Genomic DNA, 17,513 nt, shown 5'->3' with positions numbered 1-17,513 from the left:
GGTGCTATCGGGCGGCGGCGCGTGCCCGGAAGTGCCGCGGGTCGGGACGCCGGGTGGCGCGGCGGTAGGCGAAGGTGAAGCCCGGCCAGTTGTTGACGACCTTGCCGTCGGCGGTCATGTACCAGCTCTCGCAGCCCGTCTCCCACACCGTCGAGCGCATCCGCTCCCGCATCTCCCGGGTGAACGCGTCCTGCACGTCCGGCCGGACGTCGATCCAGTCGAGCCCGTGCCGCCGCAGCACCTCCGCGCACTCGACGACGTACCGGAACTGCGACTCCAGCATGTAGATGATCGAGTTGTGCCCGAGGTTGGTGTACGGCCCGTACAGCAGGAACAGGTTGGGGAAGCCGCTGACCGTGATGCCGAGGTGCGCCTCCGCGCCGTCCCGCCACGCCTCGTTCAGCTCCCGGCCGTCCCGCCCGACGATCTTCATCGGGGCGAGGAAGTCGCTGGTCTGGAACCCGGTCGCGTAGACGATGACGTCCACGTCGTACGCGCGCTCCGCGGTCCGGACACCGGACGGGGTGATGGCCTCGATCGGGTCGGTGACCAGCTCGACGTGCGGCCGGGCCAGTGCCGGGTAGTAGTCGTTGGAGATGAGGATCCGTTTGCAGCCCAGCGGGTAGTCGGGGATGAGCGCCCTGCGCAGGGCGGGGTCCGCCACACCCTCCTGCAGCGTTTTCCGGAACCGGTTCTCCACCATCGCCAGCAGCTTCGGGTACTTGAAGAACCCGATCGCCCGCGCCTCGAGCAGCGCGTAGATCCGGGCGCGGTTCAGCTCGTACAGCCCCGGCACGTTGTCGAGGGCGGCCTTCTGCCACGCCCGGTACGGCCGGTCGGGCTTGTCGATCACGTACGGCGCGGAGCGCTGGAACAGCCGCAGCTCCGCGGCCTCCTTGGCGATCTCCGGGACGATCTGGATCGCGCTCGCGCCCGTCCCGATCACCGCGATCCGCTTGCCGCGCAGGTCGGCGCCGTGGTCCCAGCGGGCGGAGTGGAAGCTCGTCCCGGTGAACGAGTCGCGTCCCGCGATGTCCGGCAGGACCGGCCGGTTGAGCTGCCCGCACCCGGAGACCAGCAGCCGCGACTCCAGTTCGCCGGAGGTCGTGGAGATCCGCCAGAGGGCCCGGTCCTCGTCGAACCGCGCCTCGGTCACCTCGGTGCCGAACCTGATCCGGTCGAGCACGCCGTACTTGCGGGCGCAGTGCCGCAGGTACTCGAGGATCTCCGCCTGCGGCGGGAACCGCCGGGTCCAGTCCGTCTTCCGCTCGAAGGAGTACGAGTACAGGTGGGAGGGCACGTCGCAGGCGGCGCCCGGATAGGTGTTGTCCCGCCAGGTGCCGCCGAGACCGTCCGCCTTCTCCAGGATCACGACGTCCTGGATCCCGGCCTTCCGCAGCCGGATCGCCATGCCGATCCCGCCGAACCCGCTTCCGATGATCACCGCACTGTGCGCCATGGTCGTCCGAACCTCATTCTGTTGCGGTCTCCATGAGCGTAGGTGACCATGAGGTCACTGAACAGACGTCACCCGGCCCCGGCCACCTCCGTGCCCGGGACCGCCGGACCGCGCCCGCGGGTTCAGGTGTCGTCGAAGGTCTGCGGGACGATGACGCGCAGCGCGTTGCCGCGCAGCCGGATCGACACGGGGGTGCGGCCGCGGATCTCGCCGTCCACGTCCACCCGCAGCGGCGGGTCGGTCTCGATCTGCACCTCGGCGGTGGTGCGGAAGGCGTCCTCGCGCAGGCTCCGCCGCTGGCCGGTGAGGACGTGCCGCGCCGTCGCCGAGGCCAGCCGCAGCCGCCGCTCGTCGCCCAGCCAGTAGACGGCGAGCAGCCGGTCGTCGGGGCTGGCGTCGCGGGCGATGCGCTGCCCGCTCTGGTGCGCGCCGTTGGCGATGTTGAGCTGGTGCGTCGCCAGCTCCTCGGTCTCGCCGCCGATCGTGATGCGGGCGGTGAAGGCCCGGTGCCGGGCCAGCAGGGCCGCCGCCGTCAGGCCGTAGGCGGAGCGCCCCATGACCCGCTTGAGCGCGTGCGGGACCCGGTCGGCGACGTGCACCGACAGGCCGAGGCTCACCATGTTCGCGAAGATGTGCTCGCGCTCCTCGCCCGGTCCGTCGCCCCGCGGGTCGCCGGTGCTCTCGAACCAGCCGACGTCCACGTCGGCGACCTTCCCCCCGCCCGGCTCGCCGAGGGCGAGCGTGCGGACCGCGCCGGGCAGGTCCATCGGCAGTTCGAGGCTGCGGGCGAAGTTGTTGGTCGTGCCGAGCGGCAGCACGCCGAGCGCGATGTCGCGGTGCGCCAGGTGCCCCACGGCCTCGGTGATCGTGCCGTCCCCGCCGCCGACGACGACGAGGTCGGGCTCCAGGGCGAGGACGTCGGTGAACAGCTCGCGCAGCCGGGTCGGGTCGGTCACCGGGAAGACGTGCGGGAACTCGATCCCCGACTCGCGCAGCATCCGGCGCGCCCGGCCGTAGAGCCGGCGGCCGCGCCGCGACCGCGAGTTGATCACCAGGGCGGCGCGCCCGCCGGCCGCGATCGCCGATTCCAGCTCGGCCTTGCTCCGCATCTCGGCGCTCCGCATCTCGACCGGTGCCCCCTCGTCCGCGTCTGCCGACATTGAACGTGGACCGGAACCCCCGGCCCGGTATTTTATAAACCCATGACCCGCCGTTGAAACATGGCCGCAGGTGGGGACCATTACAGGTGACGTACATCTGAATGATCCGGGGCGTGAACATGGGGCTGCGCGGCTTGGCGGGAGTTGGGTTCGTCCTCGGAGTCGCCGGGCTGACGGCGTCCATCGCGGCCGGCGGCGCCGCCCGCTCGTCCGCCCTCGCCGATGACGGCGCGGCCGTGGTCGGCGAGCGCCGGCCCCGCCGCCGGGTGCTCGATCTCGCGATCCGTTCCCCCGTCCTCGCGGGCACCGGCCACGCCCGCCTCCTGCTGCCCCCCGCCTGGTCGCGGGACGCGGCGCGCAGGTGGCCGGTGCTGTGGCTGCTGCACGGCGCGGGTCCGCGCCGGGCGGGCCACACCGCCTGGAGCGACCACACCGACATCGAGGAGCTGACCGAGGACGCCGACGTGCTCGTCGTCATGCCGGACGGCGGGCCGTGCGGCAGCTACACCGACTGGTGGAACCGCGGCGGTGGCGGCGCACCGAAGTGGGAGACGTTCCATCTGGCGGAGCTCCGGCAGATTCTCGAACGCGGCTACCACGCCGGGCCGGACCGCGCCGTCGCCGGCAACGCGATGGGCGGGCTCGGCGCGCTGGCGTATGCGGCCAGGCACCGCGGCCTGTTCCGGGCGGCGGCCTCGTTCAGCGGGCCCGTCCACACGCTGCACCACGACCCGTGCGGGCTGGACGTCGCCGATCTCGTGGAGCTGGGCGTCGCGGTCGGCGCGCCCTCCCTCGACTGGAGGGACGTGTGGGGCGACCCGGTGGAGCAGCGCGTCGTGTGGCGGCAGCACAACCCGTACGACCTGGCCGACCGGCTCGCCGGGGTCCGCGTCCACGTCAGCGCCGGCGACGGCACGCCCGGCCCGTACGACCCGCGCCCCGGCACCGGCCCGGACGTGCTGGAGACGCTCGTGCACACCGTGTCGCTGGAGTTCGCGGGCAAGCTGCGCAAGCTCGGGCTCCCGGTGTCGACGCACTTCTACCGCGGCACGCACACCTGGCCCTACTGGCGCCGCGAGCTGCGGGCCGTCCTCCCCGCGCTGCTGGCGGAGATCGGCTGATCTCCGGTTAGGGTCGGGACGTGACCGAACCTCATTCTGATTCCGGGGTGCCGGCGTTCTGGCGGGCGCTCGGCCTGCCCGGCATCATCGACGTCCACGTGCACTTCATGCCGCAGCGGCTGATGAACGCGGTATGGGAGTACTTCGACGAGGCCGGCCCGCTGATCGGCACCGAGTGGCCCATCCGGTACCGGGACTCGGAGGAGGAGCGCCTGGCGTTCCTGCGCGGGCTCGGCGTCCGCGCGTTCACCTCGCTGCTGTACCCGCACCGCCCGGGCATGGCCGAGTCGCTGAACGAGTGGGCCGCCGGGTTCGCCGCCCGCGTCCCCGAATGCGTGCCCACCGCGACGTTCTTCCCCGAGCCCGGCGTCGAGGACTACGTCGTCCGCGCGCTGGACGCCGGAGCCCGGGTCTTCAAGGTCCACCTCCAGGTCGGCGGGTTCGACCCGCGGGCCAAGGAACTCGACCCGGTGTGGGGGACGCTCGCCGACGCCGGAGTCCCGGCCCTCGTGCACGCGGGATCGGGGCCGGTCGCCAACGGCTACACGGGCCCGGGGCCGTTCGGCGAGGTCCTCGCCCGGCACCCGCGCCTCAGCACGATCGTCGCGCACCTGGGCGCCCCGGAGTTCGACGGCTTCTTCGCCCTGGCCGACCGCCACGACCGGGTCCACCTGGACACGACGATGACCTTCACCAGCTTCGGCGAGCTGGGCGCCTTCCCGCCCGCGCTGCTGCCCCGCCTGCGCGATCTCGGCCTGGCGGGGCGCATCCTGCTCGGCACCGACTTCCCGAACATCCCCTACGAGTACGCGCACCAGCTGCAGGCGCTGGCCGCCCTCGACCTCGGCGACGACTGGCTCCGCTCCGTCTGCTGGCACGGACCCGCGGCGTTCTTCGGCCTGGCCTGACCGCGCGGACCGCCGGTTTCACGAGTTTTCACGCCGGACGGCTGGTCATCGGTGCCGGCGCCGGGCAGCGCCGTTCCCGTCCTTGACAGTTCCGCCGGTCGCCGAGATTTTGGGAGCGCTCCCACTGCTCACCGAATGAGGTCCCGCATGAAAGCGCGTCTGAGAGGCTGCGCGGTTCTCGCCGCCCTACCGGCGATCCCCCTGGCGCTGTTCGCGCTCGTCGCGCCCGCCGGCGCCGCGACCCAGCTCTGCGGAGCCACCGACACGGTCTCCGTCGGCGGCGGCGAGTACATCGCCCAGAACAACATCTGGGGCGCGGACACGCCGCAGTGCATCACGGTGGACGGCACGTCCTTCACGGTCGACTCGGCCGGCCACGACAACTCCACCAGCGGCGCCCCCGCCGCGTACCCGTCGCTGTTCAAGGGCTGCCACTGGGGTCAGTGCACCACCGGCAGCGGCCTGCCCGTCCAGGTGGACGGCGACATGCCGTCCGTCACCACGGACTGGAGCACGACCCTGCCCGGCTCGGGCTCGTACAACGCCGCGTACGACCTCTGGTACAACACCACCCCCGCCACGACCGGGGCGCCGGACGGCGCGGAGATGATGATCTGGCTGGACTACAGCGGTCCCGTCCAGCCCGCCGGGACGCGGGTCGCGACCGGCGTGCAGATCTCCGGCGCCACCTGGGACGTGTGGACCACCCAGATGGACTGGCGCTACATCGCCTACGTCCGCACCGCCGGCACGGCGTCCGTCGACGACCTGGACCTGCGGGCCTTCACCAGGGACGCCGTGGCGCGCGACGCCGTCGAGGAGGACTGGTACCTGATCGACGTCGAGGCCGGGTTCGAGATCTGGCAGGGCGGGCAGGGCCTGCGGACGAACGCGTTCTCCGTCGACGTGGGCGGCACCACCAACCCGCCCACGGACCCACCGGGGGAGGGGCGGCAGTGCTCGGCGACGCTGCGCACCGACAACTCCTGGAACAGCGGGTTCACCGCGACCGTGACCGTCACCAACACCGGGGACGAGCCGCTGTCCGGATGGACCGCCGACTGGACGTTCACCGGCGGTCAGCGGATCCTGAACGGCTGGAACGCCACCGTCACCCAGAGCGGCGCGGACGTCCGTGCCGTGAACGCGAACTACAACGGCGCCGTCCCCGAAGGCGGATCGACGAGCTTCGGATTCCAGGGGAGCGGCCCGGCGCCGGGCACACCGGCCGTCGCCTGCACGGCCGGCTGACCGCCGCCCAGGCGATCGACCATCCGACCCCCGCCGGACCCGCGGCGAGCCGTCGCCCCCGTGGCCCTCATGACGACGGCTCGCCGCGGCCTGGCCACACCGCGCAGTGTGGCTAGTGGTCGCAGGGGGCGGGGCCCGCGTGCTCGTGCGGGGCGCCGGTGTCGCCCACGTGGCGGGGGCCGTGCGGATCGTCGCAGTGGCCGTGCCCGTCGCCGGAGGGCTCGGGCACGTGGTCGACCTCCAGGGTCGTGTGGGTGATCCCGTACGCGTCCCGCAGCAGTTCCTGGAGGTCGCGGCGGACGGCGTGGCAGTCGCCGCCGGTGTCGACGAGGACGTGCGCCGACAGCGCCGGATAGCCCGAGCTGACCTCCCACACGTGCAGGTCGTGCACCTCCTCCACGCAGGGGCGCGCGGCCAGCCTGGTGCCGAGTTCGGACGGGTCGATGCCCGCCGGCGCGGCCTCCATGAGGACCCGGCCCGCGTCCCGCAGCAGCCCGTACCCGGCCTTCAGCATCAGCGCGGCCACCAGCAGGGACGCGAGCGCGTCGGCGCGGTCGAAGCCGGTCGTCCACACGACCAGGCCCGCGACGGCCGTGGCGATGAACGCGAACAGGTCGTTGAGGATGTGCTGGAACGCGCCCTCGACGTTGAGGCTGCTCCGGTCGGCCCTGCCGATCAGCCAGGTCGCCGCGACGTTGACCGCGATGCCGACCAGCGCCGTCCAGAACACGAACTGGCCCTCGACGGCGTGCGGCTCGATCAGCCGCCGCACGCCCTCGTAGCAGAAGTAGCCGGTGAGCAGGATCAGTGTCAGGCCGTTGAGCTGGGCCGACAGGATCTCGGCGCGGCGCAGGCCGTAGGTGAAACCGCCCTTCGGCGGGCGGGCCGCGATCCGCATCGCCACCAGCGCCAGCGCGATCGCGAACGCGTCGGTCGTCATGTGCGCGGCGTCGGTGATCAGCGCCAGCGACCCGGCGATGAAGCCGACCGCCACCTCGCCCACCATGAAGGTGAGGATCAGCGCCAGCGCGCCGCCGAGCAGCCGCCGGTCGGCCCCCGCCGACACGCCGTGCCCGTGCCCGTGCCCGTGCCCGTGCCCGCGATCGCGTCCGTGCGCGTGCCCCTGCGGGCGCGGCGCCGGACCGCTCTCCCGGCCCCCGATCATGTGCTTTCCTCTCCGTGGCCGACGTGGGTGAGGGCGAGGTCGAGCAGCATGCGGACGTGCGAGTCGGCCAGCCGGTAGTAGGCCATCCGGCCGGCCCTGCGGACCCGGACGACGCGGTTGGCGCGCAGCAGGCGCAGCGCGTGCGAGACCGAGGACTCCGAGTGCCCGCAGGCCGCGGCGATGTCGCACACGCACATCTCCCCGCCCTCCAGCAGTGCGGTGATCACCCTCAGCCGCCCCGGGTCGGACAGCAGCCCGAACACCTGCGCCAGCTCGGCGACCGTCTCCGCGTCCGGCAGGGCGGCGGTGACGAGGGCGACCTTCTCAGGATCGACCACGCGGACGGCGCACGCGTCGGCGGGGGCGACATCTGAAGCACTGCTCATATGAGCAAATATACCGCACGGTGGTCAGCCGACCGGCGGGACCGGCTCCTCGGCCGGCGGCAGCGAGATCGGCGGCCGCGGCTCCTCGCCGGTGCCCGAGCCCGTGGGGCCCTCGCCGCCCATACCCGGGTCCCGCGAGGTCACGCCTGGCGAGGCGGGGGAGTCCCCGCCGCCGTCCCCGGTGCCCGGTGAGGGCGTGCCGGGCGACTCGGTGCCCGTGGGCTCGGTGCCGGGCGTCTCGGTCCCCGGTGATTCCGTCCCCGGGGACTCCAGGCCCGACTCGTACGGCGACGGCGAATCACCGTCGGTGATCTCGGTCTCGGTCGCCGGGAGCGCCGCCGGCGGCCCGTCGGCCTCGCCCTCGGTGGCGCGGGGCCGCTCGAACCCCATCGTGCCCTCGGGATCGACCAGGACGAACGTGGCGATCGTCCCCTTCTTCGAATCCCGCGGCTCGATCTCGGTCACTTTCCGCTCTTCGAATCCCGGCCAGGAGCGGCCGGTGTAGGACGCGCCGTCCGGGAAGATCTTTTTGTCCGGCCGGGTCAGCGGATTGCCGCAATTGCACTTCACGGCCGGCACCCCGTAGCCATTGACCAGAACACCCATTCCCGCCTGCAGGACGGCGGGGCCGCTCGTCGCCTTCCCGTTCCGGTAGCCGTGGTTGGTCACCAGCGTGTCGGTCCGCAGGACCACCGGCGTCAGCCGCGACACGTACCGCGGGATGTCGCCCACCGGGATGCCCTGGACGCTCGCCCAGGCCCGCGCCTTGTCGGGATTGGCCTGCAGGAACGCGATCAGCTTCTGCGGGTCGCACGTCGCCTCCTGGCGCGTCCCCCCGTACAGCCCGGGGGTGTCGCCGGTCGCGGTCCCGCCCGCCTTCGGCCGTTCCTTGACGTCGGTCTTGTCGGTGCCCGACACCAGCGTGTACGGGTCGGGGCCCGGCGTCCCCACCGTCAGCCGGGTCACGGCCGCCCCCGCGTCCCCGCACGCGGTCAGCGCGCCCGCCGCCAGCGCCAGGGCCGCGACCGCCGCCGCCGGCCGCGTGCGCCGGGCAATTGCTGAATGGATCTCGACCATGCTTTGTCTCTCCCGCTCCGGGCTCCCCGTATCTATACTCTTTGATGCCGGGTGGAGCGGATTTGTGCCCGGTGGAATGCGGAATTTTTTCCACCGGCCACCCGGCCGGTATCGGGGGACCCGGACGGGGGTACGAATGGCGAGCCCGATTCCCCTCACCGCGGCCGACCCGGCACGCCTCGGCGGCTGGGAGCTGCTCGGCCGGATCGGCACCGGGGGCCAGGGCGTGGTGTACCTCGGCCGCCCGGTGGAGCCCGCCGGCGGGCCGTCCCGCGTCGCCGTGAAACTCCTGCACACGCAGCTGCTGGGGGACGCCGGAGCCCGGGAGCGCTTCGTCCGCGAACTGGCCCTGCTGCAGCGCGTCGCGGGGTTCTGCACCGCGCAGATGCTCGAGGCCGACATGGCCGGTGACCGCCCCTACATCGTCAGCGAGTACATCCCCGGGCGGTCGCTGCGCGCGCTCGTCCAGGAGGAGGGCCCGCGCTCGGGCGCCGACCTCGACCGCCTCGCCATCAGCTCGGTGACGGCGCTGTCGGCGATCCACCGCGCCAACGTCGTGCACCGCGACTTCAAGCCGCAGAACGTCCTGATGGGGCCGGACGGCCCCCGCGTGATCGACTTCGGCATCGCCCGCGCGTTCGACGCCGGGTCCACGCTGACCAGCCAGGTCGTCGGAACGCCCGCCTACATGGCGCCCGAGCAGTTCTCCGGTCGCGTCGCGCCCGCCACCGACCTGTTCGCCTGGGCGGGCACCCTGCTGTTCGCCGCCACCGGCCGCGACCCCTTCGCCGGCGGCCCGCTGCCCGCCGTCATGTACCGGATCATGCACGAGACGCCCGACCTGAGCGTGCTGCCGGGCAAGCTCGCCGAGGTCGCCGCGGCCTGCCTCGCCAAGGACCCGAAGGCCCGCCCGGCCTCCGAGGACGTCCTGCTGTGGCTCCTCGGCGAGCGCGACGGGAGCACCCGCCCGCAGACCGCGACCGAGCGACTCCCGGGCCCGGCGGCCCAGCACCCCGGCCCCACGGTCCAGGCATCCGTCTTCCCGGCCCCCACGCCCGGCGGCATGCCCGGCACGGGGTTCCAAGGGGCGGAGCCCGCCGAAGGGCCGACCGCCCGCTTCCCCCAGGACGCGCAATTCGCGACGATCCGGCAGCCCCCGCCGGACGGCGCGCCCCCGTTCCCGCACGATCCCGCCGCGCCGGAGACACGGCGGGCGCCGTGGCCGCAGGGCGGCGGCGAGCCGGGACCGGCGACCGCTTCCCACCGGCCGCCGCCCGCGCCGCGACGTGGCCCTGCACTCCGGCGCGGCCCGGCGCTGGTGGCGGGTCTCGTCCTCGCGGCGTTCCTGGCCGCGCTGGACGTGGCCGCCCTCGCCATCCTCATCGCCAGGCCGGCGCTGAGCGAGGGCGCCCGCGGCGGGCTGCTGCCCGTGGTCGCGTCGTCGTTCGCCGTGCTGGCGGTGGTCACGCTGGTCGCGGTGATCCTCGCCTGGCGCGGCAGCCGTCCCGCCGCGTGGACGGTGATGGGCGCCCGCGTCGCCCGGGTCGCGATGTGGGGCGCGTGGGGCGCGCTCGTCGAGATCCAGGCGTCCGCGCTCGCCGGGCACGCCGTGGTGACCGCCGTCGTCGTGGTCCTCCTCGCCCGCGGCCTGACGAGACCGCCCCGCTGACGGTCCCCCCGCCGCCGGTCACCCCGCCGAGGCGGCGCCCGGGTCGTTCCGCTCCGACCACTCCTTCAGGTCGCGGCGTTCGATCGCGGCGGCCATCAGGCCGGGGAACGCGTCCGGCGTGCACGCGAACGCCGGGACGCCCAGCGCCGCCAGCGCCGCCGCGTTCTCGCGGTCGTAGGCCGGGGCGCCCTCGTCCGAGAGGGCGAGCAGCACCACGACCTGCACGCCCGCCGACGTCAGCGCCGCCACCCGCCGCAGCAGCTCGTCCCGGATCCCGCCCTCGTACAGGTCGCTGATGAGCACGAGGATCGTGTCGTCCGGCCGCGCCACCAGGCCCTGGCAGTAGGCGACCGCCCGGTTGATGTCGGTTCCGCCGCCGAGCTGCGTGCCGAACAGCACCTCCACCGGGTCGTGCAGCTGGGCGGTCAGGTCGACCACGTTCGTGTCGAACACCACCAGCGACGTCCGCAGCGACCGCATGGACGCCAGCACCGCGCCGAACACGCTCGCGTACACCACCGAAGCCGCCATCGACCCGCTCTGGTCGATCGCGAGGATCACGTCCCGCTGCACGGCCTGCTGCCGCCGCCCGTACCCGATGAGCCGCTCCGGGACGAGCGTCCCGTGCTCGGGCAGGTAGTGCCGCAGGTTCGCGCGGATCGTGCGCTCCCAGTCGACGTCGGCGAGCCGCCGCGGCCGCAGCACCCGCGCCGACCTGTCCAGCGCCCCGCCGAGCGCCGAGCGCGTCTTCTGGGCGAGCCGCCGTTCCAGCTCGGCGACGACCTTCCGCACCACGGCCCGCGCGGACTCCCTCGCCCGGTCGGGCATCACCCGGTTCAGCGACAGCAGCGTCCCCACGAGATGGACGTCGGGCTCGACGGCGTCGAGCATCTCCGGCTCCATCAGCAGCCGGGTGAGGTCGAGCCGCTCGATCGCGTCCTTCTGCATGACCTGGACGACGCTCGACGGGAAGTACGCGCGGATGTCGCCGAGCCACCGCGCCACCGAGGGCGCCGAGTCGCCGAGCCCGGCGCCGCGCCGCCGCGACCGCCCCTCCTCGCCGCCGGCCCCGTAGAGCTTCTCCAGCGCCCCGTCCATCCGGGCGTCGTCGCCGCTGAGCGACACCCCGGTCCCGTCGGCCTGCCCGCCGCCGAGCACGAGGCGCCACCGCCGCAGCCGGTCGTCCGCCGGCGTCGCCGCATCGTTCACGAAGATCCCTCCCAGCCGAGGATGTGCAGGGTCGTCGCGGTCGCGGCGGCCGCGCGGGCGGCGTCCACGTCCTCCTCGTCCGGGCCGGACGAGGAGGCGGAGACCTGGTCCAGGCGATGCAGCCGCTCGCCGATGGCGCGGCGCTCGGCATCGGCGTAGCCGCCGAAGGTGCGGCGCAGCAGGGGGAGCACGTCGGTGAACGAGTCGCCCGGCAGCCCTGCTATCCAGTCGTCGACGAGGCGCAGGAGCGCGACGTCGTGCACGAGGATCAGCCCGCCGCCGGACAGGAAGCCCTCCACCCAGGCGGCGGCGCGGGCGGGGGCGGTGCCGGTGGACACGGCCCGCGCCATCCGGTCGGCCACGTCGGGCAGGCGGCCCGCGTCCAGGAGGAGCCGGGTGACGCGCCCCTCGATCAGGCCGTGCAGGGCCTCCGGGCGGGTCGCGAGGCCCTCCAGCGTGCGGCGCCACCGCTCGATGTGCTCTTCCTCGGCCAGGAGCGCCAGCGCGCCGTGCACGGCGTCGACATGGCCGAGGAACTCGCGGGCGGCGTCGTCGTCCAGGCCGGTGACGGCCGGCGGGAGTCCGACGCAGATCCGCACGACGAGGCCGTCGACGACCGTGCGGAGCGGGCCGGTGGACGTGCCGCGCACGTCGCCGTAGCGCAGCGCCCGCACGAGGGCGGGCATCGCGGACATCAGGTGCGCCACGTCGGTGTCGACCGCGGCCCGGTCGGCGAGGGCGCGCATGACGGTGGGCAGCGCGTCGCCGAGGTCGGCGAGCAGGCAGCGCTCCGCCACCGAGGTGAGGTCGGCGAGCGTGGCGCCGGCGGCCAGCGCCTCCGCGCGGGCCGTGGCCGCGCCGCGGACGGTGGTGCCCCACGCGCTCGCCTCGATCAGCTCGACGTCGAACTCCGGCCGCCACGCCAGCGTCCACGTCTCGCGGAACGTGCCCTTGGACCGGCCCGCCTCGGCCGGGACGCCCCAGTCGACGTGCAGGAGGCGGAGCCGGTGCAGCAGGCGGCTGCGCTCCAGGTCGGTGGGCTTGCGCAGGTCGAGGTCCTGCTCCTTGTCGAGCGCGGACGGCTTGAGCCGCAGCCGCCGCTGCTGCGCCTGCAGGTCGCGCTGGAGCGGGACCATCGGCGTCCGCTCCGGGACGGCGCCGAGCCGCTCACCGACCACCATGCGCCGCTGGATCAGCTCGACCGGCAGATCGGCGCCCTCGCACAGCACCGCCCTGGTCGCCTCGGTCACCTCGTCCAGCCCGGCGAGCGGGCGCCCCCGCAGCGCGGCGAGGGCCTCGGCGAGCCGGACGGCCTCGATCACGTGCGCCGAGGAGACGTGCAGGTCCTCGGCGCGCAGGACGCGGGCGGCGGCGGTGAGCCACCGCTCGACGGGGCGGTCGGGGGCGGTGAACAGGTGGTGGTACCAGCCGGGGGACCGGACTCCCGCGCCGTACCCGGAACGCCCGGCGAGCCGCCCGTGCGTCCACGGCACCCACGTCATCGCGACCTTGGCCTTCGGCAGCCCGCGCAGCGCCCGGTCGTCGTGGGCCGCCGGGACCTTCGCCCGGAGGGCCGGGACGTGCCACGCGCCGCACACCACGGCGACCCGCTCGTGGCCCTCCTTCAGGGTGCGGCGCAGCGTCCGCCGCATGTGCGCCTCGCGCTGCTCCTCCCGCAGCAGGTGGCCGGGCGGAAGACCGGCGGACGCGGCCCCCTCCGGGAGCTCGGCGAGCTGCTCGCGCAGCTCGGCCATGGCCTCGGCGATCGCCGGGAACGGCGACGGCCCGCCGCCGCGATGCTCGACGACGTCGTCCCACCACCGCTCGGCGTCGTCGTACCCGGCGGCCTTCGCCAGCCAGCCCAGCGGATCCAGCCGGATGCCCTCCGCCGGTTCCGGCGGAGCCTCGCCCTCGCCGGCGCCCTCCGTCTCCGGGCCCTCCGTCTCCGGGCCCTCCGTCTCCGGGCCCTCCGTCTCGGGGTCCGCTTCCGCCGCGTCACCGGACGGGACGAGCTGGTGCGCGGCCGGAAGGTCGCAGAAGCGGACGGGAACCCCCGCCCCGAGGGCGTACCGGATCGCCTGCCATTCGGGGCTGAACTCGGCGAACGGCCAGAACGCGGCCTTGCGCCCGCCGCCGCGATCGCCGCCGCGATCGCCGGCGGGGTCGCCGCCGGGGGCGGGGGAGTAGGCCAGCAGCGCGACCGGCGGCACCATCCCCGGCTCGCCGGCCAGCTCCACGATCGGGTCGGCCTCCGGCGGGCCCTCGATCAGCACCGCGTCCGGCTTGAACTCCTCCAGGGCGCCGCGCAGCGCCCGCGCCGAGCCGGGCCCGTGGTGGCGGATCCCGTAGACCTCGACGTGGCTCAAGAGACCTCCCGGCACGCCCGGTAGAAGTCGCGCCACTCCGGCCGGTCGCGGACGACCGCCTCCAGGTACTCCTGCCACACCACCCCGTCGGAAACCGGGTCCTGGACGACGGCGCCGACGATCCCGCCCGCCACGTCCGCGGCGCGCAGCACCCCGTCGCCGAAGTGCGCGGCCAGTGCCAGCCCGCTGGTGATCACCGAGATGGCCTCGGCGGTGCTGAGCGTCCCGCTGGGCGACTTGAGCTTGGTCCGCCCGTCGCCCGTCACGCCCGAGCGCAGCTCGCGGAACACGGTGACGACGCGGCGGATCTCCTCCAGGCCCGCCGGGGACTCGGGCAGCTCCAGCCCCGCGCCGATCTGGTCGACGCGGCGGGCCACGATGCCGACCTCCTCGTCGGCGGACTCGGGAAGCGGGAGCACGACGGTGTTGAACCGGCGGCGCAGCGCGCTGGACAGCTCGTTCACCCCCCGGTCGCGGTCGTTCGCGGTGGCGATGACCGTGAAGCCCTTGCGCGCCTGCACCTCGGTGTTCAGCTCCGGGACGGGCAGCGTCTTCTCCGACAGGACGGTGATCAGCGTGTCCTGCACGTCGGACGGCATCCGGGTCAGCTCCTCGATGCGGGCGACCGCGCCGAGCCGCATCGCGCGCATCAGCGGGCTCTCCACGAGCGCCTTCTCCGACGGGCCCTCGGCGAGCAGCCGCGCGTAGTTCCAGCCGTAGCGGATCGCCTCCTCCGCCGTGCCCGCCGTCCCCTGCACGAGGAGGGTGGAGTCGCCGCTGACGGCGGCGGCGAGATGCTCCGACACCCACGTCTTCGCCGTCCCCGGCACGCCGAGTAGCAGCAGCGCGCGGTCGGTGGCCAGCGTCGCGACCGCGACCTCCATCAGCCGGCGCGGCCCCACGTACTTCGGGGTGATCGTCGTGCCGTCGGGCAGCTCGCCGCCGAGCAGGTACGTGGTGACGGCCCACGGCGACAGCCGCCAGCCGGGCGGGCGGGGCCGGTCGTCGTGCTCGGCCAGCCGCGCCAGCTCACCGGCGTACTCCTGCTCCGCATGCGGCCGCAGAACCGGGATATCGGTCACGAACTCAACTCCTTCAGCATCTCATCGCGAAAGCGCAGGGTGTCGATCAGGTCGGTGACGGTGCGCGGGACCGCGGCGCCCGCTTCGGCCGCGAGCGCGTCGAGGCGGGGCGCCGCCGCGGGGTCGAGCCGCTCCTGGGCGAGGCGGCAGAGCTGGTTGATCAGGTGCTCCTCGCGGCGCGTCCCGCGTTCGGCGGCCGCGGTGAGGATCGCGACCACCGCCGCGGCGAGCGCGCCCGTCCACGGCCCCGGCACCCGTTCGAGGACGCGCAGCAGGTCGATCTCGCCCCGCACCCAGCGGATCAGGTCGGCCGCCGCGGCGTCGCGCTCCGCCTCGGGGAGGACGGGCAGCAGGTTTGCGAGCGCCTCGGGCTCGTCCACCATGACACCGCCCTTGAACAGCGCTCGCGCCCACCCGGCGTCCTGCTGCGTCAGGGCGGCGCGGGCCCACCCGACGTGCACGTCGTGCCCGTCCGCCTCCGATTCACTCTGAGGGGACGACCCCCCAGACCCCCCGGCAACCGCGTTTTCATTCTGGGGGGACGACCCCCCAGACCCCCCGGCAGCCGCGCTTATGGGCAGGCACACGATCTCGATCGGCGGCAGCCCGAACAGCTCCGTCCAGGTGGCCAGGGGAGTGCGGGAGAGGACCTCGCGAAGCCACGCCGACCGCGCCCCCACCGGCCTGCCGCCCCTGGGCACGAACGACCCGGCCGGATGGAACGGGATGCCGTCGCGCGCCATCTCCTCGTCGTGGGCGGGCGGCGGATCGACCTTGATCCACGTCTGCTCCCGCCCCCGCACCGTGCGGATCTCCGGTGCCAGGCAGGCGCGGGCACGGGCCGCCATCCGCTCGCCGTAGGCGGAACCGGGCAGCCGGGCCAGCAGGTCGGACGCGATCTGCCGCACGTCCTTCCCGCGGTCCTCCAGGGCCGCCTCAAGGAACTCCTCGTCGTCCAGGGACAGGCCGTGCGCGAAGGTCGCGAGGAAGGCGGCGCGGTCGGGCGCGGGCTCCTTGGCCCATGTCTCGCGGAGCAGGTCCCTGGCCCGCTCCGGATCGGTTCCGCGCAGCCCGGTCAGGTAGGCGACCCGCCGGTTGCGGGTCCCGGTCTCCCACACCTCGGGGCCGCCGCCGGGATCGTCGCCGGAGCCGACCAGGTACGCCCAGTCGGTGTTCTGCAGCGCCAGCCAGACGCCCCGCCGCCCGGCCGCCCGCGCGATCGACGGCCGCAGTGCCCGGTCGCCGCGCCCGCGTTCGAGCAGGTCGGGCAGCAGCTGGGCGGGCACCCGCAGACCGCGTGCCGACGCGGCGTCCAGCCACTCGGGCAGCACCCGGGCGTGCTCCCCGCGCAGGATCCGCCGCAGCCGGGCCGCCGCGGGCGCGGGGACGACCGGGGCGTCCTCCACCGGGGCCAGCGCCACCGGAACCGGTGCCCCGCCGGAAGGGACACGCCCGGCGCGGCGGCGGACGGTCAGCAGCGCCGCCTGGTCGAGCAGCCGCCCGGCCTTGTCGCCGGTGCCCTCCCCTCCGGCGGGGGCCTCGGGCAGCACGGGCGGGTCGCGCCGCTCGGTGCCCAGCAGCGCCGCGGTGACGTGCGCGCTCCACCCGTTGCCGTGCGGGCCGTTCCCGTGCGGGCCGGTCACAGGATCACCGTTCCCTCGGTCTCGTGCCAGGCGGCCAGCGGACGCAGGCCGCGCGTGTTCCACTCGCCGGTGAGCGTGACCGGCCCGCCGCCCGACAGCGCGAGCAGCCGCCACGGGTCCGCCATCCGGAGCGGCAGCGCGTCCCCGGCGTCGTCGGCCGCGTACAGATCGCCTCCCTCGGCGCGGGCCAGCCGCACGTTCTCCAGCGTCGCCGGCCAGCGGTCCAGCCACGGATCCCGCGCGAGCGCCGCGGCGTGCTCGTCCAGGAACCCCTTGACGGACGTCCCGCCCGGCGTGCCCGGGACCGCGGCCCCGAACCGCTCGGCGACCAGTGCCCGCAGCGGCTGCGAACCCGGGTAGAACGCCAGCTCGGCGTCGACCTCCGTACCCACGATGAGCGACGCGTCAAGCGACGTTCCCGGTGCGGAGAACGACAGCACGAGCGCCGGGCGGCCGGTCCGCCGTCCGCGCAGCCACACCCGCCGCGTGGTCAGCAGGTCCTGCGCGGTGTCCCGGGACCCGGTCACGCACCAGTGGTCCCGGACGCGCTCCCCGCCGGTGACGACCTCGTCCTGCGGGACGGTGAACCCGACACGTGAGCGGACGGTCTCCTGCAGCCCCTCGGGCAGCTCGTCCCGCCGCTCGTGGGCCCGGACGAGGAGCCGCAGCAGCGCGTACTCCTCCAGCAGGCGGTCGGGCCAGCCGGGCGTCCGCGGGATCGCGGCGAGTCCCCTGACCGGCCCGGCGAGGGCGCCCGCCTGCGCGTCGACGAGCCGCCGCGCCGCGTCGTCCCACAGCCGGTAGGGCGCCTTCTCCGCCTGCGCGAGCCCGTGCGCGACCTGGTCGCGGAGCCACCGGTCGAGTTCGGCGAGCCCGTCCGCGACGCGCCGCTCCCGCCGCTCGGCCGTCTTCGGATCCTTCGCCTTGGCCGCCGACGCGGCCCGCCGCTCGGCCGCTCGCTCGGCGCGCCCCCGCCGCCCCTCCAGCCACTCGGCGGCCAAGGCGAAGGATCCGAAG

Annotated in this window: 14 protein-coding genes; 4 read left to right on the top strand and 10 right to left on the bottom strand. The window is 74.6% G+C overall.

Features of this window, described 5'->3' with window-relative positions; translation table 11 throughout:
* Positions 1–4: 4 nt before the first annotated feature.
* Both E1289_RS20390 and E1289_RS20385 read right to left on the bottom strand, forming a co-directional pair.
* Positions 5–1,459, bottom strand: a complete 1,455-nt coding sequence (locus E1289_RS20390) for an NAD(P)/FAD-dependent oxidoreductase (RefSeq protein WP_131982474.1) — start codon at positions 1,457–1,459, stop codon at positions 5–7.
* A 122-nt stretch (positions 1,460–1,581) separates the two neighbouring features.
* A complete protein-coding gene (locus E1289_RS20385; RefSeq protein ID WP_243712986.1) occupies positions 1,582–2,619 on the bottom strand; it encodes a diacylglycerol kinase family protein in 1,038 nt (345 codons plus the stop codon).
* A 119-nt stretch (positions 2,620–2,738) separates the two neighbouring features.
* Here E1289_RS20385 and E1289_RS20380 point away from each other — a divergent pair, with 119 nt between their 5' ends.
* From E1289_RS20380 to E1289_RS39670, 3 genes are all read left to right on the top strand, one after another.
* Positions 2,739–3,740 carry an alpha/beta hydrolase family protein gene (locus tag E1289_RS20380; protein WP_131982497.1) on the top strand — a complete coding sequence of 334 codons (1,002 nt, stop codon included), beginning with the start codon at positions 2,739–2,741 and terminating at the stop codon, positions 3,738–3,740.
* 20 nt (positions 3,741–3,760) lie between these two features.
* The gene (locus E1289_RS20375; protein ID WP_131982472.1) at positions 3,761–4,648 is read left to right on the top strand and encodes an amidohydrolase family protein; all 888 of its coding nucleotides are present in this window, start codon (positions 3,761–3,763) and stop codon (positions 4,646–4,648) included.
* 147 nt (positions 4,649–4,795) lie between these two features.
* Positions 4,796–5,899 (top strand): cellulose binding domain-containing protein, encoded by a 1,104-nt coding sequence (locus E1289_RS39670; protein ID WP_165970555.1) that lies wholly within the window; start codon positions 4,796–4,798, stop codon positions 5,897–5,899.
* A 112-nt stretch (positions 5,900–6,011) separates the two neighbouring features.
* Here the strand turns inward: E1289_RS39670 and E1289_RS20365 are convergent, their stop codons facing one another.
* The 3 genes from E1289_RS20365 to E1289_RS20355 are packed head-to-tail and all read right to left on the bottom strand — an operon-like array spanning position 6,012 to position 8,527.
* Entirely contained in the window at positions 6,012–7,064 is a 1,053-nt protein-coding gene (locus E1289_RS20365) for a cation diffusion facilitator family transporter (protein ID WP_131982468.1), read from the bottom strand.
* The gene (locus tag E1289_RS20360) at positions 7,061–7,450 is read right to left on the bottom strand and encodes a metalloregulator ArsR/SmtB family transcription factor (RefSeq protein WP_131982466.1); all 390 of its coding nucleotides are present in this window, start codon (positions 7,448–7,450) and stop codon (positions 7,061–7,063) included. The genes E1289_RS20365 and E1289_RS20360 overlap by 4 nt, the downstream gene beginning before the upstream one ends.
* A 24-nt stretch (positions 7,451–7,474) precedes the next feature.
* Positions 7,475–8,527, bottom strand: coding sequence for a DUF6777 domain-containing protein (locus E1289_RS20355; protein WP_131982464.1), 1,053 nt, complete (start codon positions 8,525–8,527; stop codon positions 7,475–7,477).
* A 136-nt stretch (positions 8,528–8,663) separates the two neighbouring features.
* On the opposite strand from E1289_RS20355, the gene E1289_RS20350 reads away from it, so the two are divergent.
* On the top strand, positions 8,664–10,196 hold the full coding sequence (locus tag E1289_RS20350) for a serine/threonine-protein kinase (protein ID WP_165970554.1): 1,533 nt from the start codon (positions 8,664–8,666) through the stop codon (positions 10,194–10,196).
* Between the two features lie 18 nt (positions 10,197–10,214).
* On the opposite strand, the gene E1289_RS20345 is transcribed toward E1289_RS20350, so the two are convergent.
* The 5 genes from E1289_RS20345 to E1289_RS20325 all read right to left on the bottom strand — a co-directional run.
* Complete coding sequence (locus tag E1289_RS20345; protein ID WP_243712984.1) at positions 10,215–11,405, bottom strand: VWA domain-containing protein; 1,191 nt, start codon at positions 11,403–11,405, stop codon at positions 10,215–10,217.
* Complete coding sequence (locus E1289_RS20340) at positions 11,402–13,771, bottom strand: DUF5682 family protein (RefSeq protein ID WP_243712982.1); 2,370 nt, start codon at positions 13,769–13,771, stop codon at positions 11,402–11,404. The genes E1289_RS20345 and E1289_RS20340 overlap by 4 nt, the downstream gene beginning before the upstream one ends.
* Positions 13,768–14,853 carry an AAA family ATPase gene (locus E1289_RS20335; protein ID WP_131982458.1) on the bottom strand — a complete coding sequence of 362 codons (1,086 nt, stop codon included), beginning with the start codon at positions 14,851–14,853 and terminating at the stop codon, positions 13,768–13,770. Before E1289_RS20335 ends, E1289_RS20340 begins: the two co-directional genes overlap by 4 nt.
* On the bottom strand, positions 14,850–16,496 hold the full coding sequence (locus E1289_RS20330) for a DUF5691 domain-containing protein (protein ID WP_131982456.1): 1,647 nt from the start codon (positions 16,494–16,496) through the stop codon (positions 14,850–14,852). Before E1289_RS20330 ends, E1289_RS20335 begins: the two co-directional genes overlap by 4 nt.
* Positions 16,493–17,513, bottom strand: a 1,021-nt coding sequence (locus E1289_RS20325; RefSeq protein ID WP_165970553.1) for an SWIM zinc finger family protein, incomplete at its 5' end; no start/stop codon positions are given. The genes E1289_RS20325 and E1289_RS20330, both read right to left, overlap by 4 nt.

The sequence above is a fragment of the Actinomadura sp. 6K520 genome (genome assembly GCF_004349245.1).
GTDB lineage: Bacteria > Actinomycetota > Actinomycetes > Streptosporangiales > Streptosporangiaceae > Spirillospora.
Note: the sequence above shows the minus strand (reverse complement) of the source record. Positions and strands in the feature narration are given on the sequence as shown.